Raw genomic sequence first — 26,196 nt, forward strand, 5'->3', positions numbered from 1 at the left:
CCCCTCGGGGGGCGCTGGTTATACTGCGCGATACCTCTATTTCAGAAGACCGAGCCCCCTGTGACCCGGCCCACGTCCGTCAAGCCCGACAATTTCTTCCTCCTGCTGTTTCGTGCCTTGCGCCAGCGCCGCGTCCCGATCGCCCTGCGGCTCGCCAGCCATAGCCTGATCCTGGTGGCCCTGGCCCTGCTGATCTACGCCTGGGTCATGGGCATGCAGTTTCGCCAGGCCATGCAGCAGCAGGCCGATGCCCTGGGCCAGAGCCTGATCACCCAGACCGCCGCGTCCGCCACCGAGTTGCTGGTGTCCAACGACATCCTTAGCCTCAACGTGCTGCTGAACAACCTGGTGAAGAACCCGCTGGTGGCCCATGCGGCGATCTACAGCATCGACCAGCGCATCCTCGCCGAGGCCGGCAGCCGTCCGAAGCAGAGCCTGCTCGGCGCCACCGAAGGCCTGTACTCGACGCCGATCACCTTCCAGGAAGTGATCGCCGGGCACCTGCGCATCAGCCTGGACATGCAGCAGTTCCAGCAGCCGATGATGATCAGCCTGCAGAGCATGGGCCTGATCAGCCTGATCCTGCTGATCCTCGCCCTGTATTTCAGTCTGCGCCTGGGGCGGCAGATTTCCACACCCTTGTTGCAATTGCGTGTCTGGTTGCGCGATCCGGACAATCCGGCCCCCGGCGCCGAACTGCAGAACGAGCTGGGCGACCTGGCGCGCGACCTGGAAGAGCGCCTGGTGCCGGAGAAGCCGCCGGCGCCGGAGCCGGAAGAAGCACCGCTGCCGCAGAACTTCGACGACATCCTGCTGGAAGACGACGAAGCCGACCTGCGCAGCCGCAAGGTCGAGGCCTCGGCCTTCGAGGAAGACGACATTCCGCTGGGCGACGCCCTGCTGGACGAGACCAAGCCGGTGGAATTCACCTCCATCGACGAAGACCCGCTGGACCAGGACGCCTTCGACGAGAACGGAGCCGAAGCCGGGGACCAGCCCGCGGCGCCCGCCGCTGCGCGCGAACCGCAACACAGTGCGGTGCTGGCGATCCAGCTCGGCGCCCAGGAACAGTTGCGCCGGTTGCCGCGCAGCCGCCTGGTGGACCTCCTGCAACGCTATCGCGACTGCCTGGAACAGGCCGCCCGCCAGTACAAGGGCAGCCTGCACACGCTCAGCGACGGCGGCAGCCTGATTCTCTTCCACAGCCGCGACAACCGCGCCGACTACCTGACCAACGCGCTCTGCTGCGGTGAACTGATGCGCGCGCTCGGCCATGCCCTGCAGATCGAGGTCGCCGACAGCGGCATCACCTTGCAGTTGCAACTGGGCCTGAGCCTCGGCGAAGACCTCAGCGAACAGACCCAGGCCGACCTGCTGCTCAACGAAACCGTGCAGAACGCCCTCGCCCTCAACCAGCACAGCCGCAACCTGCTGCTGGTCGAACGCAGCATCGCCGACGACGCGGTGGTCCGCGAGCGCGCCCGTATCCGCGCCATCGCCAGTCCGGAAGGAGCCTGCTGCGTCGAGCGTCTGCTGGAGCCGTATCCGTCGATGCTCGAGCGCCAACTGGCGCGCATGCACGACCGCGCCCGCCCGTGACCACCCTGATCACCCACCCGCTGCCGGTCCTGGCGGTGGGACTGGCCCTTGGCAGCCGGGTGATCCCGCCACGCCTGCTGCTGGCAGGCATGCTCGCCGCCTGCCTGCCGGACTTCGACGTAGTCGCCTTCAAGCTCGGCATCGCCTATCACGATGCCTTCGGCCATCGCGGCTTCAGCCATTCGCTATTGTTCGCCGCGATCCTCGGCGCGCTCGCCGCCCTCGCCTGCCGGCCGCTGCATAGCGGACCGCTGAAAGCCGGGCTGTGGGTGGCGCTGGCCACCGCCTCGCACAGCCTGCTGGACGCGATGACCAATGGCGGGCTGGGCGTCGCCTGGTTCTGGCCCTGGAGCGACGCCCGCTACTTCATGCCCTTCCATCCGATCGCCGTGTCGCCGATCGGTCTGTCGCGCTTCCTCAGCGAACGCGGATTGCTGGTGCTGCAATCGGAGGCGCGCTGGGTCTGGCTGCCCTGCCTGCTGCTGGCGCTCGCCGGCATGGCCCTGCGCTTCCTGTTGCGCCGCTCACGCTGACGCCGAAACGAAAAAGCCCCGCTTCGGCGGGGCTTGTTCCTGGTCGGCTCTCGACAATCAGAACCGATAGACCTCGGCATCGGTGCGAATCGGCACCACCAGCGGCATTTTCGGACCTTCCTCTTCCTTGGCCTTCGGCTTGGCCACCGGCTTGCGCGCGGTCGCCGGCGGCGGCGCCTCGGCCGCCACGGCGATCGGCTTGACGTCCTTGGCCAACTGCGCCGCCAGGCGCTTGAGCAGGTCGCTCTGGGCACGGATCTGGTCGCCGATGCTGCCCTGGTGCCGTTCTTCCTCGTGGAACACCCGGCTGTCCTTCAGGTCGCCCTTCTGGTCCAGCAGGCGCCAGCGCGCCTCGATCACCGCCGGCTGCTTGGGGCCGGAGTCGAGGCGACTGATGGTCAGCATCACCTGGACCTGGGGGGTGAAACCAGGTTTTTCCGGGAACAGCGCCAGGCGGCTGCTGCCCAGCTCGCTGGACATCTGCCGCAGCAGTTGCTGGCTGACATTGGTCTCCAGGTTGCCGGCCCAGCGTGCGTCGGTGGACAGGCTGAGAATACCGTCGGCCTGCCGCTGCACCATCACATCGCGCTTGAGATAGTCGGCCAGTTGTACCGGGCCGAGCAGGACGGCCGCACCGCCATCCTTTTTCGGTACTGCGGCGGCACCGACGTCCAACTGGTAGAGCTGGGCCGGCGGATGGACCGCACAACCCGTCAGCCCGAGCAGGCTGACGAGGGAAAGACATGCGAAGACGCGCCACGCGCTCATCGAGAACCACCGTATTTCGCCGAAGATCGGCACTACTGATGCAAGACTTGAATTCTACTGGCCACCCGCCATCGGAAACGGCGGCCGAAGGGGCGTATCATCCCCTAACCAGCGCCATAGCTCCAGAGGCAGAGCGTATTCCGAAACCGGTTTCGGACCACCTGCGTCAGGGGAAAACCCGGCGGAACCCGCCAGGGAGACGACATTCCCCCGGAAAGCCGGCCTCGGAAGAGGCCGCTTTCGCCATTCTCTTGCGGATATGCGAGAGATCGGAGACCGGTAACGGCTCATTTCAATCCTGTGGCGGAATATCCACCAGCAGGCTGTCGACGCGCTGGAAACCGCGCGGCAGCTTGTTGCCTCGCCGGCCCCGCTCCCCCTTGTAGTGTTCCAGGTCGTCGCCCTTGAGCGACAGGGTACGCTTTCCAGCCTGCAGGACCAACGTCGCCCCGGCTGGCAGAACAGCCAGGTCGGTGAGGTACTCCTCGCGGCTGGCCACGCGTTCGCCGGGGATGCCGATGATCTTGTTGCCCTTGCCCTTGCCGAGCTGCGGCAGGTCGGAGACCTTGAACAATAGCAGACGGCCCTCGGTCGTCACGGCCGCCAGCCAATCCTGCTCCACATCGCGCACCGGGCGCGGCGCCACCACGGCGGAGCCGTTGGGCAGGCTGAGCAGGGCCTTGCCGGCCTTGTTCTTGGCTTGCAGGTCCTCGCCCTTGACCACGAAACCATAGCCGGCGTCGGAAGCGATCACGAACAGCGCATCGTCGTCCGGCAGCAGCACGCATTCGAAGCTGGCCCCCGGCGGAGGCGTCAGCCGGCCGCTGAGTGGCTCGCCCTGGCCTCGCGCGGACGGCAGGCTGTGGGCCGGCAGCGAGTAGCTGCGCCCGGTGGAGTCGATGAACACCGCATACTGGTTCGAGCGTCCCGGCGCGGCGGCCTTGAAGCCGTCGCCGGCCTTGTAGGAGAGGCCGGCGGCGTCGATGTCGTGGCCCTTGGCGCAACGCACCCAGCCTTTTTCCGAGAGCACCACGGTCACCGGTTCGGTGGGCATCAGCTCGGTTTCCGACAGCGCGCGGGCCTCGGCGCGGGCGACGATCGGCGAACGGCGGTCGTCGCCGTAGGTCTCGGCGTCCTTGATCAGCTCCTCGCGCACCAGCTTCTTCAGCTTGGCCTCGCTGCCGAGCAGGGTCTGCAGGCGCTTCTGCTCCTTCAGCAACTCTTCCTGCTCGCCGCGGATCTTCATCTCTTCCAGGCGTGCCAACTGGCGCAGGCGGGTGTCGAGGATGTAGTCGGCCTGCACCTCGCTGAGTTCGAAGCGCTCCATCAGCACCGCCTTGGGCTGATCCTCGGTGCGGATGATGTGGATCACCTCGTCGAGGTTGAGGAAGGCGATCAGCAAGCCATCCAGCAGATGCAGGCGGCGCTCGACCTTGTCCAGGCGGAACTGCAGGCGTCGACGCACGGTGCCGATGCGGAACTGCAGCCACTCCGAGAGCAACTGGCGCAGGTCCTTGACCTGCGGCTTGCCGTCGAGGCCGATGATGTTCAGGTTGACCCGGTAGCTGGTTTCCAGGTCGGTGGTGGCGAACAGATGGGTCATCAGCTCTTCGACATCGACCCGGTTCGAACGCGGGATGATGACGATGCGGGTCGGGTTCTCGTGGTCCGACTCGTCGCGCAGGTCGGCCACCATCGGCAGCTTCTTGGCCTGCATCTGCCCGGCGATCTGTTCCAGCACCTTGGAACCGGACACCTGGTGCGGCAGGGCGTGGATGACGATGTCGCCGTCCTCGACGCGGTACACCGCGCGCATGCGCACCGAACCGCGGCCGGTCTCGTAGACCTTCTGCAGGTCGGCGCGCGGGGTGATGATCTCGGCTTCGGTGGGGAAGTCCGGGCCCGGCACGTGTTCGCACAATTCGGCGACCGTCGCGCCCGGCTGGTCGAGCAGGCGCACGCAGGCCGACGCGACTTCCCGCAGGTTGTGCGGCGGCACGTCGGTGGCCATGCCCACCGCGATGCCGGTGGTGCCGTTGAGCAGCAGGTTGGGCAGGCGGGCCGGCAGCACGGCCGGCTCGTCGAGGGTGCCGTCGAAGTTCGGTACCCAGTCCACGGTACCCTGGCCCAGTTCGCTGAGCAGCACCTCGGAATAGCGCGACAGGCGCGCCTCGGTATAACGCATGGCGGCGAAGGACTTGGGATCGTCCGGCGCCCCCCAGTTGCCCTGGCCGTCCACCAGCGGATAGCGATAGGAGAACGGCTGCGCCATCAGCACCATGGCCTCGTAGCAGGCCGAGTCGCCGTGCGGGTGGAACTTGCCGAGCACGTCGCCGACGGTGCGCGCCGACTTCTTGTGCTTGGAATCGGCATCCAGCCCCAGTTCGCTCATGGCGTAGACGATGCGTCGCTGCACCGGTTTCAGGCCGTCGCCGATATGCGGCAGGGCGCGGTCCATGATCACGTACATGGAATAATTCAGATAGGCCTGCTCGGTGAACTCGGCCAACGACCGGCGTTCGACCCCTTCCAGGCTCAGATCGAGGGATTCGCTCATGCGTACCTCACGGAGAAGTGTTTTGGCGCAGCACCAGGGTGCCGTCGCGCTGGGTGAATTCGAGTTGTTTCAGGGCGCTCATGCCGAGTAGCACCTCATCGCCGTCCATGCCCGGCGCAATCAGCGCCGCGACCCCGGACAGGCGGATATCGCCGAGTTGCAGCTGGTCCAGCCGCGTGCGCCAGCCCGTGGCGCGGCCGTTGGCCGTGCTCAGGGTGATCGGCGCGCCGCGCTCCAGCGCGAGTCTTGCCGCCAGGGCTTCCGGCACCGCCACCTGGGTCGCCCCGGTATCGAGCAGGAAGGTCACGCCCTGGCCGTTGATCTGCCCGTTCAGCAGGTAATGGCCCTGGCGGCTGCTGGCCAGGCGCAACTCGACGTAGCCGTCGCCATGGATCGATTGCGGCGCCTGGTTCGGGTTGCGCTGTCGATCTTCCCAGACGCCGAAATAGCGCGTCGCCAGCGCCAGCCCGGCGATCCAGGCCAGCACCAGCATGATCCGTCCCAGCCGCTGACCGGGCGCCTGTTGCGTCACTTGTCCCCCAACCAGCCGCCGGCGGGCGCGGCGAAGCGCAGGACGAAGGGCCGCACGTCGCCATCGGCGCGCGCATGGTCGCCATTGTCGATGCCCAGCCAGGCGCCCTTGTCGTCCAGCGACAGGGCTTCCGCGACGCCATAAGGCAGCTCGTAGCGACGCTCCGGCGCCAGGACCGCCGAGGCGAACGACCAGCAGCGCTCGACCTTGGCCTGGGCCAGGTCGCGGCGGCAGATCTGATGCGCCAGGCGCTCCAGGGTGAACAGCTTGCCGCGGTAGAAGGCGAGGTCGGAGAAATCCTTCGGCAGCTTGCGCGCGCTGCCCAGTTCCGGCGGCGGCTCGATCTTGCCGCCCTCGGCGAGCAGTACGCAGCTGCCCTCGCAGCGCCAGGCACTGTTGTCGCGGTGGGCCACCAGCAGGCCGCGGCGCTCGCGCTCGGCAGCCAGCCAGAGGCGCTTGCCCTCGGGGTCGACGGCGATCCCTTCGAACAACGCGTTGAAATTCATCAGCATGCCGCTGGCCCGCGCTTGCGGCAGCAGGCCGGGCGGCAGGCGCAGCCAGTTCGGCGCGCCGCTCACCGGCAGTTGCAGGACCGCCGCGTGCGCCTCGCTGACCAGGTAGCGATTGCCGGCGGCATCGCAGGCGATGCCTTCGAAGTCGAGGTTGCCGCCGCGCACCAGGCCACTGAGCCAGACCCGCGTGCTCATGCCCCAGGGCAACCCGCTGTCCGGCGGGGTCGGAGCGATGAAACTCTCGGCCTCGGCCTGCCAGGGCTGGTCGGAGCCTTCGGCCGAGGGCTGCAGGCGATACAGGCGGTCGTCGTCGCGGTCGGAAACCGTCCACAGCGCGCCGCCACACCAGGCCAGCCCGGAGAGGTTGCCGCCGCGCATGCCCTCCACCGCATGTTCGGAGATGAAGCTCAAGGCTGCCGGAACCGGTGGCTCTGGCGGCGCCTCGGCCGCCTGGACCAGGCCCCCGAACAGGCCGAGGATGGCCAGCAGGCGGCGCATCAGACCAGCACCTCGGCCAGGTTGCCCTTGCTCTCCAGCCAGGACTTGCGGTCACCGGCGCGCTTCTTGGCCAGCAGCATGTCCATGATCTCCAGGGTACCGGTGGCGTCCTCCAGGGTGAGCTGGACCAGCCGCCGGGTATTCGGATCCATGGTGGTCTCGCGCAGTTGCAACGGATTCATTTCGCCAAGGCCCTTGAAGCGGGTGACCTGCGGCTTGCCGCGCTTCTTCTCGGCGGCCAGGCGCTCGAGGATGCCGTCGCGCTCGGCTTCGTCGAGGGCGTAGTAGATTTCCTTGCCGAGGTCGATGCGGTACAGCGGCGGCATCGCCACGTAGACGTGGCCGGCTTCCACCAGCGGGCGGAAATGGCGGACGAACAGCGCGCAGAGCAGCGTGGCGATGTGCAGCCCGTCGGAGTCGGCATCCGCGAGGATACAGATCTTGCCGTAGCGCAGCTGAGCCAGGTCGCTGGCGCCCGGATCGACGCCGATGGCTACCGCGATGTCGTGGACCTCCTGGCTGGCAAGCACCTCGCCGCCGTCCACTTCCCAGGTGTTCAGGATCTTTCCGCGCAGCGGCATGATCGCCTGGAATTCCTTGTCCCGCGCCTGCTTCGCCGAGCCGCCGGCGGAGTCGCCCTCGACCAGGAACAGTTCCGCGCGCATCGGTTCCTGTCCGGCGCAGTCGGCCAGTTTGCCGGGCAGCGCCGGCCCCTGGGTGATCTTCTTGCGCTCGACCTTCTTGCCCGCCTTGAGGCGACGCCCGGCGTTGCTGATCGCCAGTTCCGCCAGTTGCAGGCCGATTTCGGCGTGCTCGTTGAGCCACAGGCTGAAGGCGTCCTTCACCACGCCCGAGACGAACGCCGCCGCCTCGCGGGACGACAGGCGCTCCTTGGTCTGCCCGGAGAACTGCGGTTCCTGCATCTTCATCGAGAGGACGAAGGCGATCCGTTCCCAGACGTCCTCGGGCGCCAGCTTGACTCCGCGCGGCAACAGGTTGCGGAACTCGCAGAATTCGCGCATGGCGTCGAGCAGGCCCTGGCGCAGGCCGTTCACATGGGTGCCGCCCTGGGCCGTGGGAATCAGGTTGACGTAGCTTTCCTGCACCGACTCACCGCCCTCGGGCAGCCACAGCAGGGCCCAGCTCACCGCTTCCTTGGAACCTTCGAGGTTGCCGCAGAAGGGTTCATCGGGCAGGCGCGGCAGCTCGGCGACCGCGTCGGTCAGGTAGGAGCGCAGGCCGTCCTCGAAGTGCCACTCGACGCGCTCGCCGGTGTTCTTGTCCTCGAACACCACGCTCAGGCCCGGGCACAGCACCGCCTTGGCCTTGAGCACATGCTTGAGGCGGCTGACCGAGAACTTCGCCGAATCGAAATACTTCGGATCCGGCCAGAAATGCACGCTGGTACCGGTATTGCGCTTGCCGACCGTGCCGATGACTTCCAGATCGCTGTCCTTGAAGCCGTCGGCGAAGGTCATCCGGTACTCGTTGGCGTCGCGCTTGACGCGTACCTCGACCCGGGTCGAGAGCGCGTTCACCACCGAGATGCCGACCCCGTGCAAGCCGCCGGAGAACTGGTAGTTCTTGTTCGAGAACTTGCCGCCGGCATGCAGCTTGGTAAGGATCAGCTCGACGCCCGGCACGCCCTCTTCCGGGTGGATGTCCACCGGCATGCCGCGGCCGTCGTCGATGACTTCCAGCGAGTTGTCCTGGTGCAGGATCACCTGCACGCTCTTCGCGTGGCCGGCCAGGGCTTCGTCGACGCTGTTGTCGATGACTTCCTGGGCCAGGTGGTTGGGGCGGGTGGTGTCGGTGTACATCCCCGGGCGCTTGCGCACCGGGTCGAGGCCGGAAAGGACTTCGATGGCGTCTGCGTTGTAAGTAGCCATGGGGTCTCTATTCAGTCAAAAGTCGAAAAATCGGTGTCGCGCCACAGCGCCGACGGGTAGCCGGCGAACGCCAGCAGCGCCGGCAGGTGCCGGGCGAAGCCCTGGAAGCCGTGGTCGCCGCCGGCCTGGATGCGTAGCGCGCAGGCTCGGTAGAAGGCCTGCGCGGCGCGATAGTCGAGGGTTTCGTCGGCGGTCTGCAGCCATACCTGGTAGCGTTCGGGACGTTGCAGGCGCGTGACTTCCAGTTCGGCCAGCGCCGCCACGTGGTCCTCGGTGAGTTCCCAGGTCTCGCCGCTGTAGTGGTTGGTCTGCGCGCCCAGGTAGCCGTCGAAGGAGCGATGCGGGGCGACCGCCGGATTGACCAGGATCGCCGCCAGGCCATGGCGCTCCGCCAAATGGGTCGCATAGTAGCCACCCAGGGAGCTGCCGACCAGCACCGGTCGCCCGAGCTCGGCGATGGCCCGCTCCAACTGGGCGATGGCCTGCCGTGGGTGATGGTGCAGGGCCGGGACGCGCAGGCCTTCGGCCAGGCCCAAGTGGCCGAAGGCCGCCTGCAGCTGGCGCGCCTTGTGCGATTCGGGCGAACTGTTGAAGCCGTGGATATACAGCAGGGATGGGCTGGTCGCAGTCATCGGGAACGGGCTAATGGGCTTCAACTCGGTAGGGAAAGCCGAACGGTACCAGCTTCCAGGCTTCATCTTCCAGCCTGCGCGCCGATCGGCAACGACGCACGCGGCCGCGGCATCACGCGACCGGGGGACATGTCAGTATCCGGCGGTGTCGTAGTCCACTTCGAAGACGACGTCGTCGACCCGCGAGATCCCCGTCTCCAGGCGCCCGTCGTCGTGCAGGCGCAACCAGCGGTAGCCCGGCGCCAGGCGGTCGAGGGTGAAGTCGCTGCTGCCGGGGGCGAACTGTACGCAGGTGGACGGCGAGGCCAGCAGGCGCAGCGGGCCGCGCTGGCGGTCGAACTCCTGGTGAATGTGCCCCCACAGCAGGCAGCGCACCTGCGGATAGGGCGCCAGCAGGTCGAACAGCGCCTGCGGGTTGCGCAGGCCGATGGGGTCCATCCAGTCGCTGCCGATCGGCACTGGGTGGTGATGGAAGGAAACCAGCAGGAAGCGTTCGCCAGCGCTGTCGATGGCGCGCCGCAGCAGGTCGAGCTGGTCGTCCTCGAGATAGCCCGGCACCGCGCCGGGAATGCTCGAGTCGAGCAACACCACGCGCCAGTTGCCGACGTCGACGACCTGCTCCAGCAGGTCGCTGCCCTCGGTCGCCCGCTGCATCGGCTCGCGTTCGTCGTGGTTACCGGCGAACCAGCGCAACGGCGCGGCCAGCGGCGCGCTCAACCTGCGGAAGCGTGTGTAGGAATCCAGGCTGCCGTCCTGGGAGACGTCGCCGGTGGCGAGGATCAGGTCGATCCGCGGTTGCTCCCGGGCGACCCGCTCGACCACCTTTTCCAGGCTATGGGCGGTGTCCATGCCGAGCAGGCGCGCGCCGTCCTCGGCGAACAGGTGGCTGTCCGAAAGCTGCACCAGCAGTACGGAGGCGTCGGTGGCGGGAGTGTTCGAATGGCGTGACAAGGGGCCGTCTCCTGAAGGCGAGGCGTCCGCGGTGAATGGGGTGATTATGGTGACCGACGAAAGTGGCGGCAAACCCGGAAAGCGGAACAGATCACAGTTGCGAGGACTACTTTTGGCTTGATGCCATTCAACTGGCCTTTTGCCTGCAACCGCTCAGCGCTGGGCCACCGGCACCATCTCGTGGCCGCAGGCCAGACAGTGGGCGAGCCACTCGCCGAGGAACAGGTTGAGCTGGTTCTTCTCGTCGGGCTGGTGCATCGCCTGGTTCGGGTAGGGATAGATCGCCATCAGCCGCCGCGCCTGTTCGGCGCCGATCACCTCGGCCATCCGTGCATCGTGGTAGACCCGCACTTCCAGCCGCGGCGCCGGCAACCAGGGCAGGCCCAGTTCCTGGCGCACCTGCAGGGTGGTGGTGTACGGGCAGGCCTCGGTCACTTCCAGCGCCAGGACGCCGAGCAGCCGCTCCCCTTCGCTCAGCGCGACCCGGCGCGAGGCCTGTGCCTCGCGCATGTCCGGGAGCAGGCGCATGAGCCGCGCGTAGTTCGCTTCACAGGTCGCCTGCAGGCTGGCCAGGTCGACCCGGTAGCGCTCGCGCAGCAGGTTCAGGCCCATAGCCCACGCACCTCGGCCCGGTTCAGGGCCAGCCACTGCAGGGCGATGATGCTCGCCGCGTTGTTGATCCGCCCGTCGCGCACGGCCTGCAGCGCATCTTCCAACGGCCAGACGTGGACGCGGATGTCCTCGCCCTCCTCCGGCAAGCCATGCACGCCGCCGACGCCTTCGCTGTCGCAACGGCCGACGAACAGGTGCACCACTTCGTCGGTGCCGCCCGGCGACGGCAGGTACTGGGTTATCGGCCAGAGCGCACCGAGGGTCAGCCCGGCCTCCTCCATCGCCTCGCGATGGGCCACTTCCTCCGGTTGCTCGTCCTTGTCGATCAGGCCGGCGACCAGCTCCAGCAGCCAGGGGTTGGCGAGCTTCTGCATCGCCCCGACACGGAATTGCTCGATGAGCACCACGCAATCGCGCTGCGGGTCGTAGGGCAGCACGCAGACCGCGTCATGGCGGACGAACAGTTCCCGACTGATTTCCCGGCCCATGCTGCCGTCGAACTGGCGATGCCGCAGGCGCAGGCGATCGAGACGATAGAAGCCGCGGAAGCATTCCTCGCGCTGCACGAGCTCGACGTCACCGGGGGCGGGTTTGAAGGTTTCGGACATCCTCGACTCACTTCACTCGGGTATGTGGGTTTCGCGCCATCCTATCGCGGCCCGGCGCAGGGCGCAGCCACTTTCAGGACGGCTCGGGAAAACTTCGTGGCGCTCGCCGCGCGGGCGTGTTTCCCGGCCACGGCTAAGCCATACTTGGGGTTTGCGCGGGCCGAACTCAAGCGCGGCGCCAGGGTCGAAACGGACTGGTCGACGCTTCGAGCCCGCCCATCCACCGTCGCAAAAGGAATCCCATGCGCCTTCTGAAATTCGCCGCCCTCGGCAGCCTGGTCGTTCTGCTGAGCGCCTGCCAGAGCTTCTTCAAGCCCGGCCTCGACGACCCGCTGCCCACCGAGCGCCTCGCCAGCGAGCACCTGAAGCCCGGCTGCCAGGGCGAACAGTGCCCCTTGGTAAACATCGACACCCTGAAGTTCCCCGACGAACCGCAGCTGGACCCGATCGTCGAGCGCGCCCTGCTGGAAATGACCCGGGAAAACAACGAAACGCCCCTGCCGGCATCGCTGGCGGCCTACGAGCGGCAGTTCCTGGACAGCGCCGAGCCGGGCTGGAGCAGCTACCTGCAAGCCAAGGTGCGCGAACAACATGACGGTCTGGTGATCATCGAGCTTTCCAGCTACCTGTTCACCGGCGGCGCCCACGGCATGCCCGGTCGCGGCTTCATCAACTACGACCGCAGGCAGCACAAGGTGCTGAGCCTGCAGGACATGCTGGTTCCCGGCCAGGAAGAAGCCTTCTGGAAACAGGCCGAGCTGGCACACAAGGCCTGGCTGCTGGCCAACAAGCTCGACCAGGACGCCGATTTCCAGAAGACCTGGCCGTTCCAGCGCACCCCGCACGTGGCATTGACCTTCGGCGCGGTGACGCTGAAGTACGACGCCTACTCCATCGCGCCGTATTCCTATGCCCACCCCGAACTGAAGATCCCGTATCCGCGCCTGAACGGCATCGTCAAGCCGAACCTGTTCCCCGGCCGCGGCTGACGCTTCCGACACCCCGAAGCCCCTCGCCGCGGCGAGGGGCCCGGTGGCGCGGCGCGGCCTACACCTGCCTGTAGATCACCGATCCTTCGTCCTTGAAGCGCGCCGCCTGCTCCTGGAAGCCGGCCTCGATGGCCTTGCTCTCGTCGGACAGGCCGTTCTCCTTGGCGTAGTCGCGGACTTCCTGGGTGATCTTCATCGAGCAGAACTTCGGTCCGCACATGGAGCAGAAGTGCGCGACCTTGGCCGAGTCCTTCGGCAGGGTCTCGTCATGGAACGCCCGCGCGGTGTCCGGGTCCAGGCCAAGGTTGAACTGGTCCTCCCAACGGAACTCGAAGCGCGCCTTGGACAGCGCGTTGTCGCGGATCTGCGCGCCCGGGTGGCCCTTGGCGAGGTCGGCGGCATGGGCGGCGATCTTGTAGGTGATGATCCCGGTCTTCACGTCATCCTTGTTCGGCAGACCCAGGTGCTCCTTGGGCGTGACGTAGCAGAGCATGGCGCAGCCGAACCAGCCGATCATCGCCGCGCCGATGCCGGAGGTGATGTGGTCGTAGCCGGGGGCGATGTCGGTGGTCAGCGGGCCGAGGGTGTAGAACGGCGCCTCGTCGCAGCACTCCAGCTGCTTGTCCATGTTTTCCTTGATCAATTGCATCGGCACGTGGCCGGGGCCTTCGATCATCACCTGCACGTCGTGCTTCCAGGCGATCTTGGTCAGCTCGCCGAGGGTTTCCAGCTCGCCGAACTGGGCGGCGTCGTTGGCGTCGGCCACCGAGCCCGGACGCAGGCCATCGCCCAGCGAGAAGCTGACGTCGTAGGCCTTCATGATTTCGCAGATCTCTTCGAAATGCGTGTAGAGGAAGTTCTCCTGGTGGTGCGCCAGGCACCACTTGGCCATGATCGAGCCGCCGCGGGAAACGATGCCGGTGACCCGCTTGGCGGTCAGCGGCACATAGCGCAGCAGCACGCCGGCGTGGATGGTGAAGTAGTCGACGCCCTGCTCGGCCTGTTCGATCAGGGTATCGCGGAAGATTTCCCAGGTCAGGTCCTCGGCGACGCCGTTGACCTTCTCCAGCGCCTGGTAGATCGGTACGGTGCCGATCGGTACCGGGCTGTTGCGCAGGATCCACTCGCGGGTTTCATGGATGTGCTTGCCGGTGGACAGGTCCATCACCGTGTCGGCGCCCCAGCGGATGCCCCAGGTGAGCTTCTCCACTTCTTCCTCGATCGACGAGCCCAGCGCGCTGTTGCCGATGTTGCCGTTGATCTTCACCAGGAAATTGCGGCCGATGATCATCGGCTCAAGCTCGGTGTGGTTGATGTTCGCCGGAATGATCGCGCGGCCGCGGGCGACTTCCTCGCGGACGAACTCGGGGGTGATTTCCTTCGGGGTGTTGGCACCGAAGCTGTGCCCCGGGTGCTGCTGGTCGAGCAGGCCGGCGGCCCGGGCTTCCTGCAGCTTCATGTTCTCGCGGATGGCGATGTATTCCATCTCCGGGGTGATGATGCCCTTCTTCGCGTAGTGCATCTGCGAGACGTTGGCGCCCGGCTTGGCCCGGCGCGGCGTGCGCACGTGGGCGAAGCGCAGGGCGTCGAGGCTGGCGTCGGCCAGGCGGGCCTGGCCGAACTCGGAGGTCAGGCCTGGGAGGATCTCGGTGTCGCCGCGCTCGTCGATCCAGCGCGAACGCACGTCAGGCAGTCCCTTGCGCAGATCGATGCGGACCTCGGGGTCGGTATACGGGCCGGAGGTGTCGTAGACGAACACCGGCGGGTTCTTTTCGCCGCCGAAGGCGGTGGGGGTGTCGGCGAGGGAGATTTCCCGCACCGGGACGCGGATGTCCGGGCGCGAGCCGGTCAGGTAGACCTTGCGCGAGTTCGGGAAAGGCTGCGTCGACTGGCGGTCGAGCTGCTCAAGGCGGGTGATGTTGTTCTTCTGCGTTGCGCTCATCGATGGCTCTCCTGGGTGATTGTCGGGAGAACCTGGCACGCGGGGCCACCGGGACTGGTGGCGAGAAGGACGCGCCGGCAAGGCAGGCATGGCGCGGACATCTTGTTCCCTACGCGGGTTGCTGCGGTCCGCGCGAGGCGGAACCGGACGCTAGCCCGATCAGGTTCAACGGGATCCGGAACTATCCGATCTCAGCCCCTCGTATAGGGCACCCCGACAAGAACCCCGGCAGTCTAATCAACACCGGCGGGATACGCCAACGGGAAAACGCCCCGCCCGACCGGCAGTCATGGTCCAGTCCGGCGCCCTCTCGCCAGGGAAGACGCAGATCCCCGCACGTTCGCCGGCACATCGATCCGGACTGGCTCTTCGATCAGTTGCCGCGCAGGTGCCTTGACCGCCACCGGTAGCGACCTTAGCCTTGCCCCACCTCGCATCTTTTCCAGGACGAACGAATGCTGCGCAGACTCTCCCTGGCGGCCGCCGTGGCCGCTGCTACCGGTGTCGCCTGGGCCGCCCAGCCGACCCCGCTGCCGACCAAGACCGACCTGATCAGCGTCTACAAGGAAGCCGTCGACAACAACGCCGACCTCGCCGCCGCCCAGGCCGACTACCTGGCGCGCAAGGAAGTGGTGCCCCAGGCCCGCGCCGGCCTGCTGCCGCAACTCGGCGCCGGCGCCCGCGTCGGAGACACCCGGATCGCATTCGACGAGCGTCCGGCGACCGTCAAGCGCAACAGCCAGGTCGTCCAGGCCACCCTCAGCCAGCCGTTGTTCCGCGCCGACCGCTGGTTCCAGTGGCAGGCCGCCAAGGAAACCAGCGACCAGGCCCGGCTGGAATTCTCCGCGACCCAGCAGGACCTGATCCTGCGCAGCGCCGAGACCTACTTCACGGTGCTCCGCGCCCAGGACAACCTAGCCACCAGCAAGGCCGAGGAAGCCGCCTTCAAGCGCCAGCTGGACCAGGCAAACGAGCGCTTCGACGTGGGCCTTTCCGACAAGACCGACGTGCTCGAGGCCCAGGCCAGCTACGACACAGCCCGCGCCAACCGGCTGATCGCCGAACAGCGCGTGGACGATGCCTTCCAGGCCCTGGTGACCCTGACCAACCGCGATTACAGCGCCATCGAGGGCATGCGCCACACCCTGCCAGTGGTGCCGCCGGCGCCGAACGACGCCAAGGCCTGGGTCGACACCGCGGTGCAGCAGAACCTGCGCCTGCTGGCCAGCAACTACGCGGTCAACGCCGCCGAGGAAACCCTCCGCCAGCGCAAGGCCGGGCACCTGCCGACCCTCGATGCCGTGGCCCAGTACCAGAAGGGCGACAACGACGCCCTCGGCTTCGCCAACAGCGCCGCCAATCCGCTGGTGCACTATGGCAAGTATGTCGATGAGCGCAGCATTGGCCTGGAACTGAACATCCCGATCTACAGCGGCGGCCTGACCTCCTCCCAGGTCCGCGAGTCCTACCAGCGCCTCAACCAGAGCGAGCAGTCCCGCGAAGGCCAGCGCCGCCAGGTGGTGCAGGACACCCGCAACCTGCACCGCGCGGTGAATACCGACGTCGAGCAGGTCCAGGCGCGGCGCCAGGCGATCATCTCCAACCAGAGTTCGCTGGAAGCCACCGAGATCGGCTACCAGGTCGGCACCCGCAACATCGTCGACGTGCTCAACGCCCAGCGCCAGCTGTACGCCGCCGTGCGCGACTACAACAACAGCCGCTACGACTACATCCTCGATACCCTGCGCCTGAAGCAGGCGGCCGGCACCCTCAGCCCGGCCGACCTGGAGGCGCTCAGCGCCTACCTGAAGCAGGATTACGATCCGGACAAGGACTTCCTCCCGCCGGACCTGGCCAAGGCCGCCGCCGAGCAGTTACAGAGCAAGCCGCGCCAGCAGTACTAGCACGAGCCAAGACGCCCCCGGTCGGGGGCGTCTTCGCTTGACTGGCCTGGCGCGCGTCGCCCGGGTCAGCGCGCCAGCGGCTGGAGCAGCGCGTCGAACTGCTCCAGCCGCGGGAACCGCAGGGGTACATCCTGCTCGAGATTTTCCAGCCGCGCCCGGTAGGCGCGCAGGAAGTTGCCGCGCGCTTCCTCGCTGATGTATGGCACGTGCCAGGCGACAAAGGGCTCCAGCACCTGCATGCCGACATAGGCCAGGGTGCCGCGCAGGATCGGCCGCAGCATGTCCTCCAGCGGTCCGTGGATGGCACCCTCGCCGAACATGTGCTGGCGCCCGCCCAGGGTCAGGCTGACCAGCGCCTTCTTGCCGGCCAGGCCACCCTGGTCGTAGAAGCGCTTGCCGCCATAGCAGACCCCGGACACCAGTACCCGGTCGAACCACCCCTTGAGGATCGCCGGCACCGAGAACCAGTAGATCGGAAAGTTGAGGATCAGCAGGTCGGCCCACAGCAGCTTGTCCAGCTCGGCCTGGATGTCGGCGGCCAGGCTCTGGCGCTTGACGCTCTCGCGCTGCTCCAGGGCGTAGACCAGGTAGTCGGGATCGGCGCGCTCGGCGAAGTCGGCGGCACTGGCCACCGGATTCCAGTTCATCGCGTAGAGATCCGAGACCTGCACCGCGTGGCCCTGGCCTGCCAGGGTCTCGCATGCCTGGTCACAGAGCGCGCGGGTGAAGGATTGCGGTTCGTTGTGGGCGTGGACGATCAGTACGTTCATCGTGGTTTCCGAATCGTGGTGACCGGCCGCATCGCTCGCGGCCGAGGGGTTCAGGCCTGGCCGAGCAACTCGGCGGCGCACAGCGCGATGCGCCGACAGGCTTCGCGCAGCGGTTCGGCGCCCAACACCAGGCCGAGGCGGATGTGACCGGCGGCGCTCGGGCCGAAGGCTTCGCCGGCGAGCACCGATACGCCATGGCGGTCCAGCAGGCGGTCGGCGAAGGCCTGGGCGGAAAGTCCGGTGGGACGGATGTCGACCATCACGAACATGCCGCCGTCCGGGCGCAGTGGACGCAGGCCGGGGCTGTCGGCCAGGCACTCGATTACCAGGTCGCGGCGGCGGCGGTAGGCCTCGCGCATCGCCTCCAACTCCGGCAGCGGCGCCTCCAGCGCGGTGCAGGCGGCATCCTGGATGAATTCCGGCGAGCCATAGAGCATGCACAGGGCGAGGTTCTCCAGGTGCGCGCAGAGCGCCGCGGGACCGACCACCCAGCCGACCCGCCAGCCGGTCATGGCGTGGGATTTCGACAGGCTGTTGAGGGTCGCGGTACGTTCGGCCATCCCCGGCAGGCTGGCCGGGCTGACGTGCTCGCCGTCGAACAGCAGTTCGCTGTAGACCTCGTCGGAGATCATCCACAGGTCATGGGCCGTGCACAGCTCGGCCAGGGCTTCCCAGGTGGCCCGCGGCAGGCTGGCGCCGGACGGGTTGTGCGGGCTGTTCAGCGCCATCGCGCGCGTGCGCGGGGTGATCAGTGCGGCGACCTCCTCGGCCTGCACGCGGAAGCCATTCTCGGAGCGCACCGGCACCGGCACCACCCGCGCGCCACAGGCGCCGAACACCGCTTCGTAGGTGACGTACATCGGCTCGGCGACTATCACCTCGTCGCCCGGATTCAGCAGGCACTGCACCACCGCGTACAGCGCGCACTGGGCGCCGGCCAGCACCACCACCTGCTCCGCGTCCACCGCCTGGCCGCTGCGCTGTCGGTGGCGTTCGGCGATGCGCTGGCGCAGGGCGCGCTTGCCGCGCACGTCGGCGTAGTGGGTGTTGCCGGCCAGCAGGCTGTCGATGGCCGACTGGACGATGGGCGCCGGGGTATCGAAGTCGGGGTCGCCGACCGACAGCAGGAGGATTTCCTCGCCCTGCTCGACCCGCGCCAGCGCGCGATAGTGGATGTCCCAGGCAGCGGCGCCGTCGCCGGCGATACGTTGGGTGAAGTCGGAATAGCGCATGGATGCTCTCCTTGTCCGGCGGTCAGCGCGCGCAGGCGTGCCGCAGTTCGATCAGGGTCACGCCGGGCTGCCCGAAGCCGGCGCGCAGGTCGCGCTCCAGTTCGTCCAGGTCCTGCGGCTGGCGCACCGCGCAACCGTAGGCGCGGCCCAGCAGGGCGAAGTCGGGGTTGCGCGGCAGCACGCCGACCGGCTCGATGTCCAGGCCGAGCATGTCGTCGCGGATCTGGCCGAGCGCGTCGTTGTTCCACAGTAGCACCACCAGCGGACTGTCCAGTTCCTCGCTGGCGGTGGCCAGTTCCTGCGCGGTGTAGAGGAAGCCGCCATCGCCGACCAGCACCAGGCCCGGGCGCTGCGGGGCGCCGAGCTTGGCGCCGATGCCGGCCGGCAGGCCGTAGCCGAGGGTGCCGTAGCCGGTGGGATGCAGCCAGCTGCGCGGTGCTCGGCTGGCGAACGCGTAGTTGCCGGTATAGGCCAGTTGGGTCATGTCGGTGCTGACGAACGCATCGGCCGGCAGCGCAGCGGCGATCCGGTCGAGGATCGCCTGGTGCAGCGCCTGCAGCGGCGCGTGTGCCGCGCGGATCTCCGCGCGCAGGCGCGCCACCCTCGCGGCGGCCGGCGCGGCGTCGCGGGCCTCCTGCGGCAGGCGCGCCAGCAGCGCTTCCAGGGTCTGCCGGGCATCGCCCCTGAGCGCTACGGCAGAGGGATAGAAGTCGTTGAACTTGCGCGGGTCGATATCGACGCGGATCAGTTCGCCGGACAGCGGCAGGCGTTCGCGCCAGAAGTCGGTGTCGGCCATCTCGGTGCCCACCGCCAGCACCAGGTCGGCCTCGGCGATCATCTCCCAGCCCGGCGCTACGCACAGGCTGGCCCCGGCGTTGAGCGGCGCGTCCGGCGGCAGCAGACCCTTGCCGGCGACGCTGGTGAACAGCGGCGCGGCCAGGCGCTCGCTCAGCGCGGCAAGCGCCTCGCCGGCCGCCAGCGCGCCGCCGCCGGCGATGAGCATTGGTCGCCGGGCCGCAGCCAGACGCTCCGCCGCCGCCCGCAATGCCTCGCTGCACGGCACACCACGACCAGGGCGGCGCGCCACGGCAGCGCTCCAGTCATGGGCCACCGGCGCGGCGAGCACGTCGAGCGGGATCGAGATATGCACCGGGCGCGGACGCTCGCTGTCGAACACCGCGTAGGCCCGGGCGATCAGTTCGGGCAGCTGTTCCGGGCTCAAGGCCAAGGCGGAGAAGGCAGTGATCGGCGCGGTCATGGCACGCTGGTCCTGGGTCTCGTGCAGGCAGCCCCAGCCCTTGCCCAGGCTGGCGCTGTGGTTGACGCTGGAAATCACCAGCAGCGGTACCGAGTCGGCGTAGGCCTGGCCGATGGCGGTGGCGACGTTGGTCACGCCCGGCCCGGTGATGACGAAGCACACTCCCGGCTTGCCGCTGACCCGCGCATAACCGTCGGCCATGAAGCCGGCGCCCTGCTCGTGGCGGGTCAGCACGTGGCGGATGCCGCTGCCCGGAAGTCCGCGGTACAGCTCGAGGGTGTGCACGCCGGGGATACCGAAAACGGTATCCACGCCGTAGTTGGCCAGCAAGCGGACCAGGGCCTGGCCGGCGGTGAGGGTCTTCTGTGGTTGCATGGGCAATATCCTCGTCCAGTTCGGCGACCATAGGAGTCGCCGCTCGCGCCGCAGCGCTCTTGCTCCCATTCCCACAAGCGGGAGGGGGAGCCGTCGTGTCCGCCCGGGCCTTCAGCCATTGGCCAGCCGGATCAACGCATCCACCGCCAGCGCTCCCTCGGCATCCGCCAGCAATGGGTTGACGTCCAGCTCCAGCAAGCGCTCGGCATGTTCGCAGGCGAATTCGGCGACCGCGCGGATCGCCGCCACCAGGGCCTCCATGGATACCGCCGGGCGACCGCGGAAGCCGCTGAGCAACGGCGCGCTGCGCAGGCTCAGCAGGGCATCGCGGATCGCCGCGTCGGTGGTCGGCAGGAGCAGGCTGCGACTGTCGCGCAGCAGCTCCACGAGTATCCCGCCGGCACCGATCACCAATGCCAGGCCGAAGCCCTCCTCGCGCTTGACCCCGACGATCAGCTCGGCCAGCGGCGCGCCTGCCATGCGCTCCAGCAACACACGCTCGAAGACCAGTTGCGGCGCGTGCCGGGCCAGGCTTTCGCGCATGTCGAACAATGCCGCCTCCAGCGCCGCCTCGTTGCGCAGGCCGAGCGCCACGCCGCCGGCCTCGGTCTTGTGCGGCAGCGCGGCGCTGACCGCCTTGAGCACCAGCGGGAAGCCGAGGTCGAGGGCCGCTTCGCGGGCCTGGCCGGGGGTGCTCAGCACCCCCTGGGGCAGTGGCAGGCCGAAGGGTTTCAGCGCCTGCTTGGATTGCCACTCGTCGAGCAGGTAGCCGTCGCCCGCCAGCGGCCCTGGGCAGATCGGCACCAACGCCGCCTCACCGCGCTCCAGCAGCGCCGCGCGGCGCTGGCGGTAGCGGGCGATCCGTCCCCAGGCGGCGAGACCATCCTCGACGCCTTGCAGCGCGGCGACGCCCTCGCCGTGCAACAGCTCGCGGGCCCGGGCCGGCAGCAGTTCCGGGAACGCCGAGGCGATGAAGCCGACTTTGCCGTGGCGCTTCAGCGCGGCGCAGTAGCGTTGCAGAAGCAGGTCGCACTGCGGCCGCTCGCCGGTTTCCTCGCCCGGATAGTCGAGCACCAGCAGGGCGGCGTCGGCAGGGCTGCGCAAAGCGCTGTCGAGCATTTCCTCCAGGGCCGCGGCATCGCCCCAGATGGCGGTGGTGAAGTCCAGCGGGTTGGCGATGTTGGCGTAGTCGGGCAACACCCCGGCCAGTTCGTCGCGCTGTCCGGCGTCGAAAGACGGCAACCCCAGGCCGTTGCGCTCGGCGTAGTCAGCGATCAACCCGGCGTCGCCGCCGGAACAGGCCAGCGCGACCAGGCTCGGCCCGCCAGGCAGGTGGCCGCAGGCGGCGGCCTTGAGGGTTTCGACGAAGCTCACCGGGCCGCTCACACGGATTACCCCGAGGCGCTCGAACAGGCTGTCGTAGAGCGCGTCGGAACCGGCCAGGGAACTGGTGTGGCTGAGCGCGAGGGCCGCACCGATCTTCGACACTCCGGTCTTCAGGGCGATCACCGGCACGCCTTTCTGCAACGCCTTGTAGGCCGCGCGGGCGAACCCCGGGACGTTCTTCAGACCTTCCAGATGCAGGCCGATGGCAGTCACCCGCGGCTCGTCGAGCAGCACGTCCATCAGCTCGGCGATGCCCAGCTGCGCCTGGTTGCCCACCGATGCCATATAGGCCACCGGCAGCGAACGGTCGCTCATCGACAGGTTGTAGGCGAAGTTGCCGCTCTGCGTCAGCACCGCGACGCCCCGCTCCACCTGCCGACCGCCATGTGCCACCGGCCATAGCGCGGCGCCGTGCAGGTAGTCGAGCAAGCCGTAGCAGTTCGGGCCAAGCAGCGCCATTTCGCCGGCGGCGGCCAGCAGCCGGCGTTGCACGGCCAGGCCCTGTTCGCCGGTTTCGGCGAAGCCGGAGGCATAGCAGATCGCCCCGCCGGCGCCTTTGGCGGCGAGCGCGGCGACCGCGTCGAGGGTCAGTTCGCGGTTGGTGGCGACGAACGCCGCGTCCGGGCCGCACGGCAGGTCGGCGACGCTGGCCACGCAGGGTACGCCTTCGAGTTCGGCGTGCTGCGGATTGACCAGCCACAACTGGCCGGCGAAACCGCCTTCGGCACAGCGTTTCAGGGCACGCGCCATGCCACGGCCGCCAATGAAGGCGAGATGCCTGGGTGCCAGCAGGCGCTTGAGGTTTTCACGATTCATGTCGGTTCTCGATTCGGAACATGGCAGCCTTCCCCTCTCCCCTGGAGGGAGAGGGGAGCCAGGACTTCAACGCAGCAACGGCCGCAGCAGTTCGCGGGAAACGATGTGCCGCTGGATTTCCGAAGTGCCCTCCCAGATCCGCTCGATCCGCGCGTTGCGCCAGATGCGCTCGACCGGTCCTTCATCCATCAGGCCCATGCCGCCGAAGATCTGCACCGCTTCGTCGGCGACCTTGCCGAGGGTCTCGCTGGCGAACAGCTTGGCCATGCCGGCCTCGCCGTCGGTCATGGTGCCCTGGTCCATCTTCCAGGCGGTGTGCAGGGTCATCAGCTCGGCGGCGCGGATCTGCGTGGCCATGTCGGCGAGCTTGAAGGAAACGCCCTGGTAGCTGCCGATCGGCTGGCCGAACTGCTTGCGATCGGCCGCCCAGCGCAGTGATAGGTCGAGGGCGCGCTGGGCCTGGCCGACGCAGTTGGCGGCGACCATCACCCGTCCGGCGGTGAGCCAGGCGTTGGCCACTTCCCAGCCCTTGCCGACCTCGCCGAGTACCTTGGAGGCCGGCACCCGGCAATCGTCGAAGAAGATCTCGTAAGTGTGGTAGCCACGGTTGCTCACGCATTTCGGCCCGCGGCGCACGGTCATCCCGGGCGTGCCCTTGTCCACCAGGAAGGCGGTCACCGCGTTGCGCTTGCGGCCGTTGTGCTCGTAGCTGTCGGTGACGGCGAAGACGATGGCGAAGTCGGCGTGCCCGGCGTGGCTGATGAAGTGCTTGCTGCCGTTGATCACGAAGGCGTCGCCGTCGCGCACCGCGCGGGTCTTGATCGAATTGGCGTCGGAGCCGGCACCCGGCTCGGTGAGGGCGAAGCAATCGGTCTTTTCGCCCTGCACGCAGGGCAACAGGTAGTCGCCGAGCTGTTCTCCGGTGCAGGCCATGAGGATCTTCGAGGGCCGCGCGACGAATACGTGGAGGGCCCAGGAGACCTTCGACAGCTCGCGTTCGACCAGCGCCTGGGACAGGTAGTCGAGGCCGCCGCCGCCCACTTCCTCGGGCATGTTGAAGGCATAGAAACCGGCCGCGAGGGCCTTGCCGCGAATCTGTGCGGCCAGCTCCGGCGACACCGCGTCGGCGCGGTCGACATCGTCCTCGTGGGGCAGCAGTTCCTTCTCGACGAAGCTGCGCACCGCCTCGACCAGCATGTCCTGTTCCTGGGTCAGCCTGAAATCCATGGGAATCACCTGCTCGGCGCCTAGCGCCCGCTGAATTGAGGGGAACGTTTCTCGGCCACGGCGCGCAGCGCCTCGGCGGCATCCTCGCTGCGCCCGCAGAGCAGCCCGGCGGCCTGCTCGGCCCGCAACTGCTCGGCCAGCGAGCGCCCGGCGCCGTCGCGCAGCAGGCGCTTGGTCTGGGCGAAGGCGAAGGTCGGACCGCTGGCGAGACGCGCAGCGAAGGCGCCGACCGCCTCAACCAGGCGCTCGTCGGCGACCACCTCGCCGACCAGTCCGGCACCCAGGGCTCGCTCCGCGCTCCAGGCTTCGTCGAGGAACAGCAGGCGCTTGGCCGCCTCGCTGCCGAGCAGCCGTGGCAGATGCCAACTGGCGCCGGCGTCCGGGCAGTAGGCCATGCCGGTGTAGCCGGCCTTGAAGCGCGCCGAGGCGGCGGCGATGCGGAAATCGCAGCACAGCGCCAGGTCCATGCCAGCGCCCACGGCGCTGCCGTTGACGGCGGCGACTGTGGGTTTGTCGAGGGCGTGCAGGCGCCCCATCAGGGCGTGGGCGGCCTCGGTCCAGCCATAGCTTTCCAGCTCGCCACGGGCTTCAGCCGCCGCCCATTCGGCGAGATCGGCCCCGGCGCAGAAGCTGCGTCCGCTGCCGCCGAGCACCACAGCGCGCACTGCCGGGTCGCGCTCGCAGGCATCGAGTCGGACGTGCAGGGCCTCCAGGGTGGGGATATCCAGTGCATTGCGCTGTTGCGGACGATTCAGGACGAGCCAGGCGATCCCGGCTTCGACCCGCGTCTGCAATGGGGAAAGGTCAGTCATGCGGCCCTCGTTCTTATTGTTGGTTGATGGCGATCGCGGCTTTCAGGCAATACTAAACACTCGTTCAACAAGACCACAATCCACCCATTCGGGTGTATGTAACGGCCCTGCGGCAGGCGCAAAGCCACACGCCATGCGATCCGCCGAAAAGCGGCGGAGGCCCGCGCGAGCCGGCTGTTACAACTTCGAACAAACCAACCAGGCGAAAACGAAAACGCCCGCCGGATGCGGCGGGCGTCGGGTCCTGCGAATGGCCGTTCAGCCGGCCCGTCCCAGGGCGGGGTCGCCCAGTCCCTGCGGCTGCCGGCGACGAACCACGTAATAGGCCAGGTAGCAGGCGGCGATGAAGCCGAAGCCCCAGTACAAGGACGGCCGCTGGGTGGGATCGAGGGCGAGGAAGACGAACAGCGAGCAGCACACGGCGATGCAGGCCAGCGGCACCAGCGGGAACAGCGGCGCGGCATATTTCAGCTCGGCGACCGTGCCGCCGCTGGCCATGTGCTCGCGGCGGAAGCGGTATTGGGCGTAGGCGATGACGATCCAGGTGACGGTGCCGGACATCCCGCTCACCGCCATCAGCACCATGAACAGGGTGTCGGCGGCGATCACGCTGGTCAGCAACGAGAGCAGGGCGAAGCACAGGGTGATCAGCAACGCGTAGAGCGGCACGCCGCGCGCGCTGAGCTTCGACAGGCCGCGCGGGGCCATGCCGGTCCTGGACATCGCCCAGAGGATCCGCGTCGAGGCGTACAGGCCCGAGTTGCCTACCGAGAGGATGGCGGTGAGGATGACGAAGTTCATCAGGTCCGCCGCGTAGGGAATCCCGACCATGTCGAACACCTGCACGAACGGGCTTTCCACCAGCCCGGCCTGTTGCCAGGGAATGATGGCGGAAAGCACAACGATGGCCAGCACGTAGAAGATCAGCACGCGGAACACCACGTTGCGCACCGCCCGCGGGATGCTCTTCTCCGGTCGCTCGGTCTCGCCGGCGGCGACGCCCATGATCTCGCAACCCTGGAAGGCATAGACCACCGTCATCATCACCGCGAACACCGCCGACAGCCCGTTGGGGAACAGCCGCTCGCCGACCAGGTTGGAGAACATCGGCGCCGGCGCACCGCTCTTCAGTTCGATACCGCCGAAGATCACCAGCCCCCCGACCACGATGAACACCAGGATCGCCGCCACCTTGATCCCGGCGAACCAGTACTCGGCCTCGCCGAAGGCGCGGGTCGCCAGGGCATTGAGGGAGAACAGCACGACCACGAAGAAACCCGACCATAGCCACACGGGCACCTCCGGGAACCAGCGGGTCATGAGCATCCCGGCCGCGGTGAATTCCAGGCCTACCGTGGAGGCCCAGCTCATCCAGTAGACCCAGCCGATCATGAAGCCGGTCGCCGGGCCGATGAAACGCGTCGCGTGGGCCTGGAACGAACCGGAGACCGGCATCTGCACCGACAGCTCGCCGAGGCAGACCATCACCAGGTACATCAGCACCCCGGCCACCAGGTAGGCCAGCACCGCGCCGGCCGGGCCGCCCTGGTTGATGGTCACGCCGGAGCCCATGAACAGCCCGGTGCCGATCACCCCGCCGAGGGACAGCATGAAGATGTGGCGGCTCGCCAGGGCCCGGGTGAGTTGCAGCCTTTCCTTGCCGTCAGCCATGGCGCACCTCCGGATGAGGGTACGCGCAGGGGTCTTCGAGATGGCTCATTATTCTTGTCTCCACTCTGTCAGAGGCCGTGTCTTGCGCACGGATGAGCGGATTATTGGCGGCGGATGTAAGAC

General features: G+C 67.9%; 21 protein-coding genes and 1 riboswitch. Of the genes, 4 read left to right on the forward strand and 17 right to left on the reverse strand.

Annotation, left to right across the window (positions count from 1 at the left end):
* Window positions 1-60 precede the first annotated feature (60 nt).
* Together HMPREF2581_RS14745 and HMPREF2581_RS14750 are read left to right on the forward strand one after the other, a co-directional pair.
* The gene (locus HMPREF2581_RS14745; protein WP_003141729.1) at window positions 61-1,599 is read left to right on the forward strand and encodes an AhpA/YtjB family protein; all 1,539 of its coding nucleotides are present in this window, start codon (window positions 61-63) and stop codon (window positions 1,597-1,599) included.
* Entirely contained in the window at window positions 1,596-2,132 is a 537-nt protein-coding gene (locus tag HMPREF2581_RS14750) for a metal-dependent hydrolase (protein WP_003095684.1), read from the forward strand. The genes HMPREF2581_RS14745 and HMPREF2581_RS14750 overlap by 4 nt, the downstream gene beginning before the upstream one ends.
* 57 nt (window positions 2,133-2,189) lie before the next feature.
* Here HMPREF2581_RS14750 and HMPREF2581_RS14755 read toward each other — a convergent pair whose 3' ends face one another.
* The 9 genes from HMPREF2581_RS14755 to HMPREF2581_RS14795 form a co-directional block, all read right to left on the reverse strand.
* Window positions 2,190-2,900: a PqiC family protein gene (locus tag HMPREF2581_RS14755; protein WP_003110318.1), complete on the reverse strand. Its 711-nt coding sequence runs from the start codon at window positions 2,898-2,900 to the stop codon at window positions 2,190-2,192.
* Window positions 2,901-3,192: 292 nt separating this feature from the next.
* The gene (gene parC / locus HMPREF2581_RS14760) at window positions 3,193-5,457 is read right to left on the reverse strand and encodes a DNA topoisomerase IV subunit A (RefSeq protein WP_003095687.1); all 2,265 of its coding nucleotides are present in this window, start codon (window positions 5,455-5,457) and stop codon (window positions 3,193-3,195) included.
* Between the two features lie 7 nt (window positions 5,458-5,464).
* Window positions 5,465-5,989, reverse strand: coding sequence for a retropepsin-like aspartic protease family protein (locus HMPREF2581_RS14765; RefSeq protein WP_003141732.1), 525 nt, complete (start codon window positions 5,987-5,989; stop codon window positions 5,465-5,467).
* Window positions 5,986-6,999 carry an esterase-like activity of phytase family protein gene (locus HMPREF2581_RS14770; protein WP_003095689.1) on the reverse strand — a complete coding sequence of 338 codons (1,014 nt, stop codon included), beginning with the start codon at window positions 6,997-6,999 and terminating at the stop codon, window positions 5,986-5,988. The genes HMPREF2581_RS14765 and HMPREF2581_RS14770 overlap by 4 nt, the downstream gene beginning before the upstream one ends.
* Window positions 6,999-8,888: a DNA topoisomerase IV subunit B gene (parE, locus tag HMPREF2581_RS14775; protein ID WP_003095690.1), complete on the reverse strand. Its 1,890-nt coding sequence runs from the start codon at window positions 8,886-8,888 to the stop codon at window positions 6,999-7,001. Before parE ends, HMPREF2581_RS14770 begins: the two co-directional genes overlap by 1 nt.
* Before the next feature lie 11 nt (window positions 8,889-8,899).
* Window positions 8,900-9,520: a YqiA/YcfP family alpha/beta fold hydrolase gene (locus HMPREF2581_RS14780; RefSeq protein WP_003110317.1), complete on the reverse strand. Its 621-nt coding sequence runs from the start codon at window positions 9,518-9,520 to the stop codon at window positions 8,900-8,902.
* Window positions 9,521-9,652: 132 nt separating this feature from the next.
* Complete coding sequence (gene cpdA, locus HMPREF2581_RS14785; protein WP_003110316.1) at window positions 9,653-10,471, reverse strand: 3',5'-cyclic-AMP phosphodiesterase; 819 nt, start codon at window positions 10,469-10,471, stop codon at window positions 9,653-9,655.
* A 153-nt stretch (window positions 10,472-10,624) separates the two neighbouring features.
* The gene (locus tag HMPREF2581_RS14790; protein ID WP_003095693.1) at window positions 10,625-11,083 is read right to left on the reverse strand and encodes a DUF1249 domain-containing protein; all 459 of its coding nucleotides are present in this window, start codon (window positions 11,081-11,083) and stop codon (window positions 10,625-10,627) included.
* Entirely contained in the window at window positions 11,074-11,691 is a 618-nt protein-coding gene (locus HMPREF2581_RS14795; RefSeq protein WP_003095694.1) for an NUDIX domain-containing protein, read from the reverse strand. Before HMPREF2581_RS14795 ends, HMPREF2581_RS14790 begins: the two co-directional genes overlap by 10 nt.
* A 242-nt stretch (window positions 11,692-11,933) precedes the next feature.
* On the opposite strand from HMPREF2581_RS14795, the gene HMPREF2581_RS14800 reads away from it, so the two are divergent.
* A complete protein-coding gene (locus HMPREF2581_RS14800) occupies window positions 11,934-12,680 on the forward strand; it encodes an RsiV family protein (RefSeq protein ID WP_003141734.1) in 747 nt (248 codons plus the stop codon).
* Between the two features lie 58 nt (window positions 12,681-12,738).
* Here the strand turns inward: HMPREF2581_RS14800 and thiC are convergent, their stop codons facing one another.
* Entirely contained in the window at window positions 12,739-14,622 is a 1,884-nt protein-coding gene (gene thiC, locus HMPREF2581_RS14805; protein WP_003135615.1) for a phosphomethylpyrimidine synthase ThiC, read from the reverse strand.
* Between the two features lie 89 nt (window positions 14,623-14,711).
* Window positions 14,712-14,848: riboswitch (TPP riboswitch) on the reverse strand.
* 229 nt (window positions 14,849-15,077) lie between these two features.
* Here thiC and opmH point away from each other — a divergent pair.
* Window positions 15,078-16,526: an efflux transporter outer membrane subunit OpmH gene (gene opmH, locus HMPREF2581_RS14810; protein ID WP_003095699.1), complete on the forward strand. Its 1,449-nt coding sequence runs from the start codon at window positions 15,078-15,080 to the stop codon at window positions 16,524-16,526.
* 65 nt (window positions 16,527-16,591) lie between these two features.
* Here opmH and HMPREF2581_RS14815 read toward each other — a convergent pair whose 3' ends face one another.
* From HMPREF2581_RS14815 to HMPREF2581_RS14845, 7 genes are all read right to left on the reverse strand, one after another.
* Window positions 16,592-17,296, reverse strand: a complete 705-nt coding sequence (locus tag HMPREF2581_RS14815; protein WP_003102071.1) for an NAD(P)H-dependent oxidoreductase — start codon at window positions 17,294-17,296, stop codon at window positions 16,592-16,594.
* A 50-nt stretch (window positions 17,297-17,346) separates the two neighbouring features.
* On the reverse strand, window positions 17,347-18,528 hold the full coding sequence (aruH, locus tag HMPREF2581_RS14820) for an arginine--pyruvate transaminase AruH (protein WP_003135629.1): 1,182 nt from the start codon (window positions 18,526-18,528) through the stop codon (window positions 17,347-17,349).
* A 22-nt stretch (window positions 18,529-18,550) separates the two neighbouring features.
* Entirely contained in the window at window positions 18,551-20,230 is a 1,680-nt protein-coding gene (locus HMPREF2581_RS14825) for a 5-guanidino-2-oxopentanoate decarboxylase (protein WP_003141735.1), read from the reverse strand.
* Window positions 20,231-20,272: 42 nt separating this feature from the next.
* Window positions 20,273-22,363, reverse strand: a complete 2,091-nt coding sequence (locus HMPREF2581_RS14830) for an acetate--CoA ligase family protein (protein ID WP_003141736.1) — start codon at window positions 22,361-22,363, stop codon at window positions 20,273-20,275.
* Between the two features lie 66 nt (window positions 22,364-22,429).
* Window positions 22,430-23,590, reverse strand: a complete 1,161-nt coding sequence (locus HMPREF2581_RS14835) for an acyl-CoA dehydrogenase family protein (RefSeq protein WP_003095708.1) — start codon at window positions 23,588-23,590, stop codon at window positions 22,430-22,432.
* A 20-nt stretch (window positions 23,591-23,610) separates the two neighbouring features.
* Window positions 23,611-24,402: an enoyl-CoA hydratase/isomerase family protein gene (locus HMPREF2581_RS14840; protein WP_003095709.1), complete on the reverse strand. Its 792-nt coding sequence runs from the start codon at window positions 24,400-24,402 to the stop codon at window positions 23,611-23,613.
* Between the two features lie 258 nt (window positions 24,403-24,660).
* Window positions 24,661-26,073 (reverse strand): amino acid permease, encoded by a 1,413-nt coding sequence (locus HMPREF2581_RS14845; RefSeq protein ID WP_003141737.1) that lies wholly within the window; start codon window positions 26,071-26,073, stop codon window positions 24,661-24,663.
* Window positions 26,074-26,196 lie beyond the last annotated feature (123 nt).

Origin of the sequence: Pseudomonas sp. HMSC057H01 (assembly GCF_001836405.1) — a bacterium.
GTDB lineage: Bacteria > Pseudomonadota > Gammaproteobacteria > Pseudomonadales > Pseudomonadaceae > Pseudomonas > Pseudomonas aeruginosa.

Bases quoted from the DNA above. Each gene is read 5' to 3' on its own strand.
- HMPREF2581_RS14845 (WP_003141737.1), bottom strand. From the start codon at position 26,073: ATGGCTGACGGCAAGGAAAGGCTGCAACTCACCCGGGCCCTGGCGAGC.
- parE (WP_003095690.1), bottom strand. From the start codon at position 8,888: ATGGCTACTTACAACGCAGACGCCATCGAAGTCCTTTCCGGCCTCGAC.
- HMPREF2581_RS14840 (WP_003095709.1), bottom strand. From the start codon at position 24,402: ATGACTGACCTTTCCCCATTGCAGACGCGGGTCGAAGCCGGGATCGCC.
- HMPREF2581_RS14790 (WP_003095693.1), bottom strand. From the start codon at position 11,083: ATGGGCCTGAACCTGCTGCGCGAGCGCTACCGGGTCGACCTGGCCAGC.
- HMPREF2581_RS14780 (WP_003110317.1), bottom strand. From the start codon at position 9,520: ATGACTGCGACCAGCCCATCCCTGCTGTATATCCACGGCTTCAACAGT.
- HMPREF2581_RS14770 (WP_003095689.1), bottom strand. From the start codon at position 6,999: ATGCGCCGCCTGCTGGCCATCCTCGGCCTGTTCGGGGGCCTGGTCCAG.
- aruH (WP_003135629.1), bottom strand. From the start codon at position 18,528: ATGCGCTATTCCGACTTCACCCAACGTATCGCCGGCGACGGCGCCGCT.
- HMPREF2581_RS14835 (WP_003095708.1), bottom strand. From the start codon at position 23,590: ATGGATTTCAGGCTGACCCAGGAACAGGACATGCTGGTCGAGGCGGTG.
- HMPREF2581_RS14825 (WP_003141735.1), bottom strand. From the start codon at position 20,230: ATGGGAGCAAGAGCGCTGCGGCGCGAGCGGCGACTCCTATGGTCGCCG.
- HMPREF2581_RS14815 (WP_003102071.1), bottom strand. From the start codon at position 17,296: ATGAACGTACTGATCGTCCACGCCCACAACGAACCGCAATCCTTCACC.
- HMPREF2581_RS14795 (WP_003095694.1), bottom strand. From the start codon at position 11,691: ATGTCCGAAACCTTCAAACCCGCCCCCGGTGACGTCGAGCTCGTGCAG.
- HMPREF2581_RS14800 (WP_003141734.1), top strand. From the start codon at position 11,934: ATGCGCCTTCTGAAATTCGCCGCCCTCGGCAGCCTGGTCGTTCTGCTG.
- HMPREF2581_RS14755 (WP_003110318.1), bottom strand. From the start codon at position 2,900: ATGAGCGCGTGGCGCGTCTTCGCATGTCTTTCCCTCGTCAGCCTGCTC.
- HMPREF2581_RS14830 (WP_003141736.1), bottom strand. From the start codon at position 22,363: ATGAATCGTGAAAACCTCAAGCGCCTGCTGGCACCCAGGCATCTCGCC.
- parC (WP_003095687.1), bottom strand. From the start codon at position 5,457: ATGAGCGAATCCCTCGATCTGAGCCTGGAAGGGGTCGAACGCCGGTCG.
- opmH (WP_003095699.1), top strand. From the start codon at position 15,078: ATGCTGCGCAGACTCTCCCTGGCGGCCGCCGTGGCCGCTGCTACCGGT.
- thiC (WP_003135615.1), bottom strand. From the start codon at position 14,622: ATGAGCGCAACGCAGAAGAACAACATCACCCGCCTTGAGCAGCTCGAC.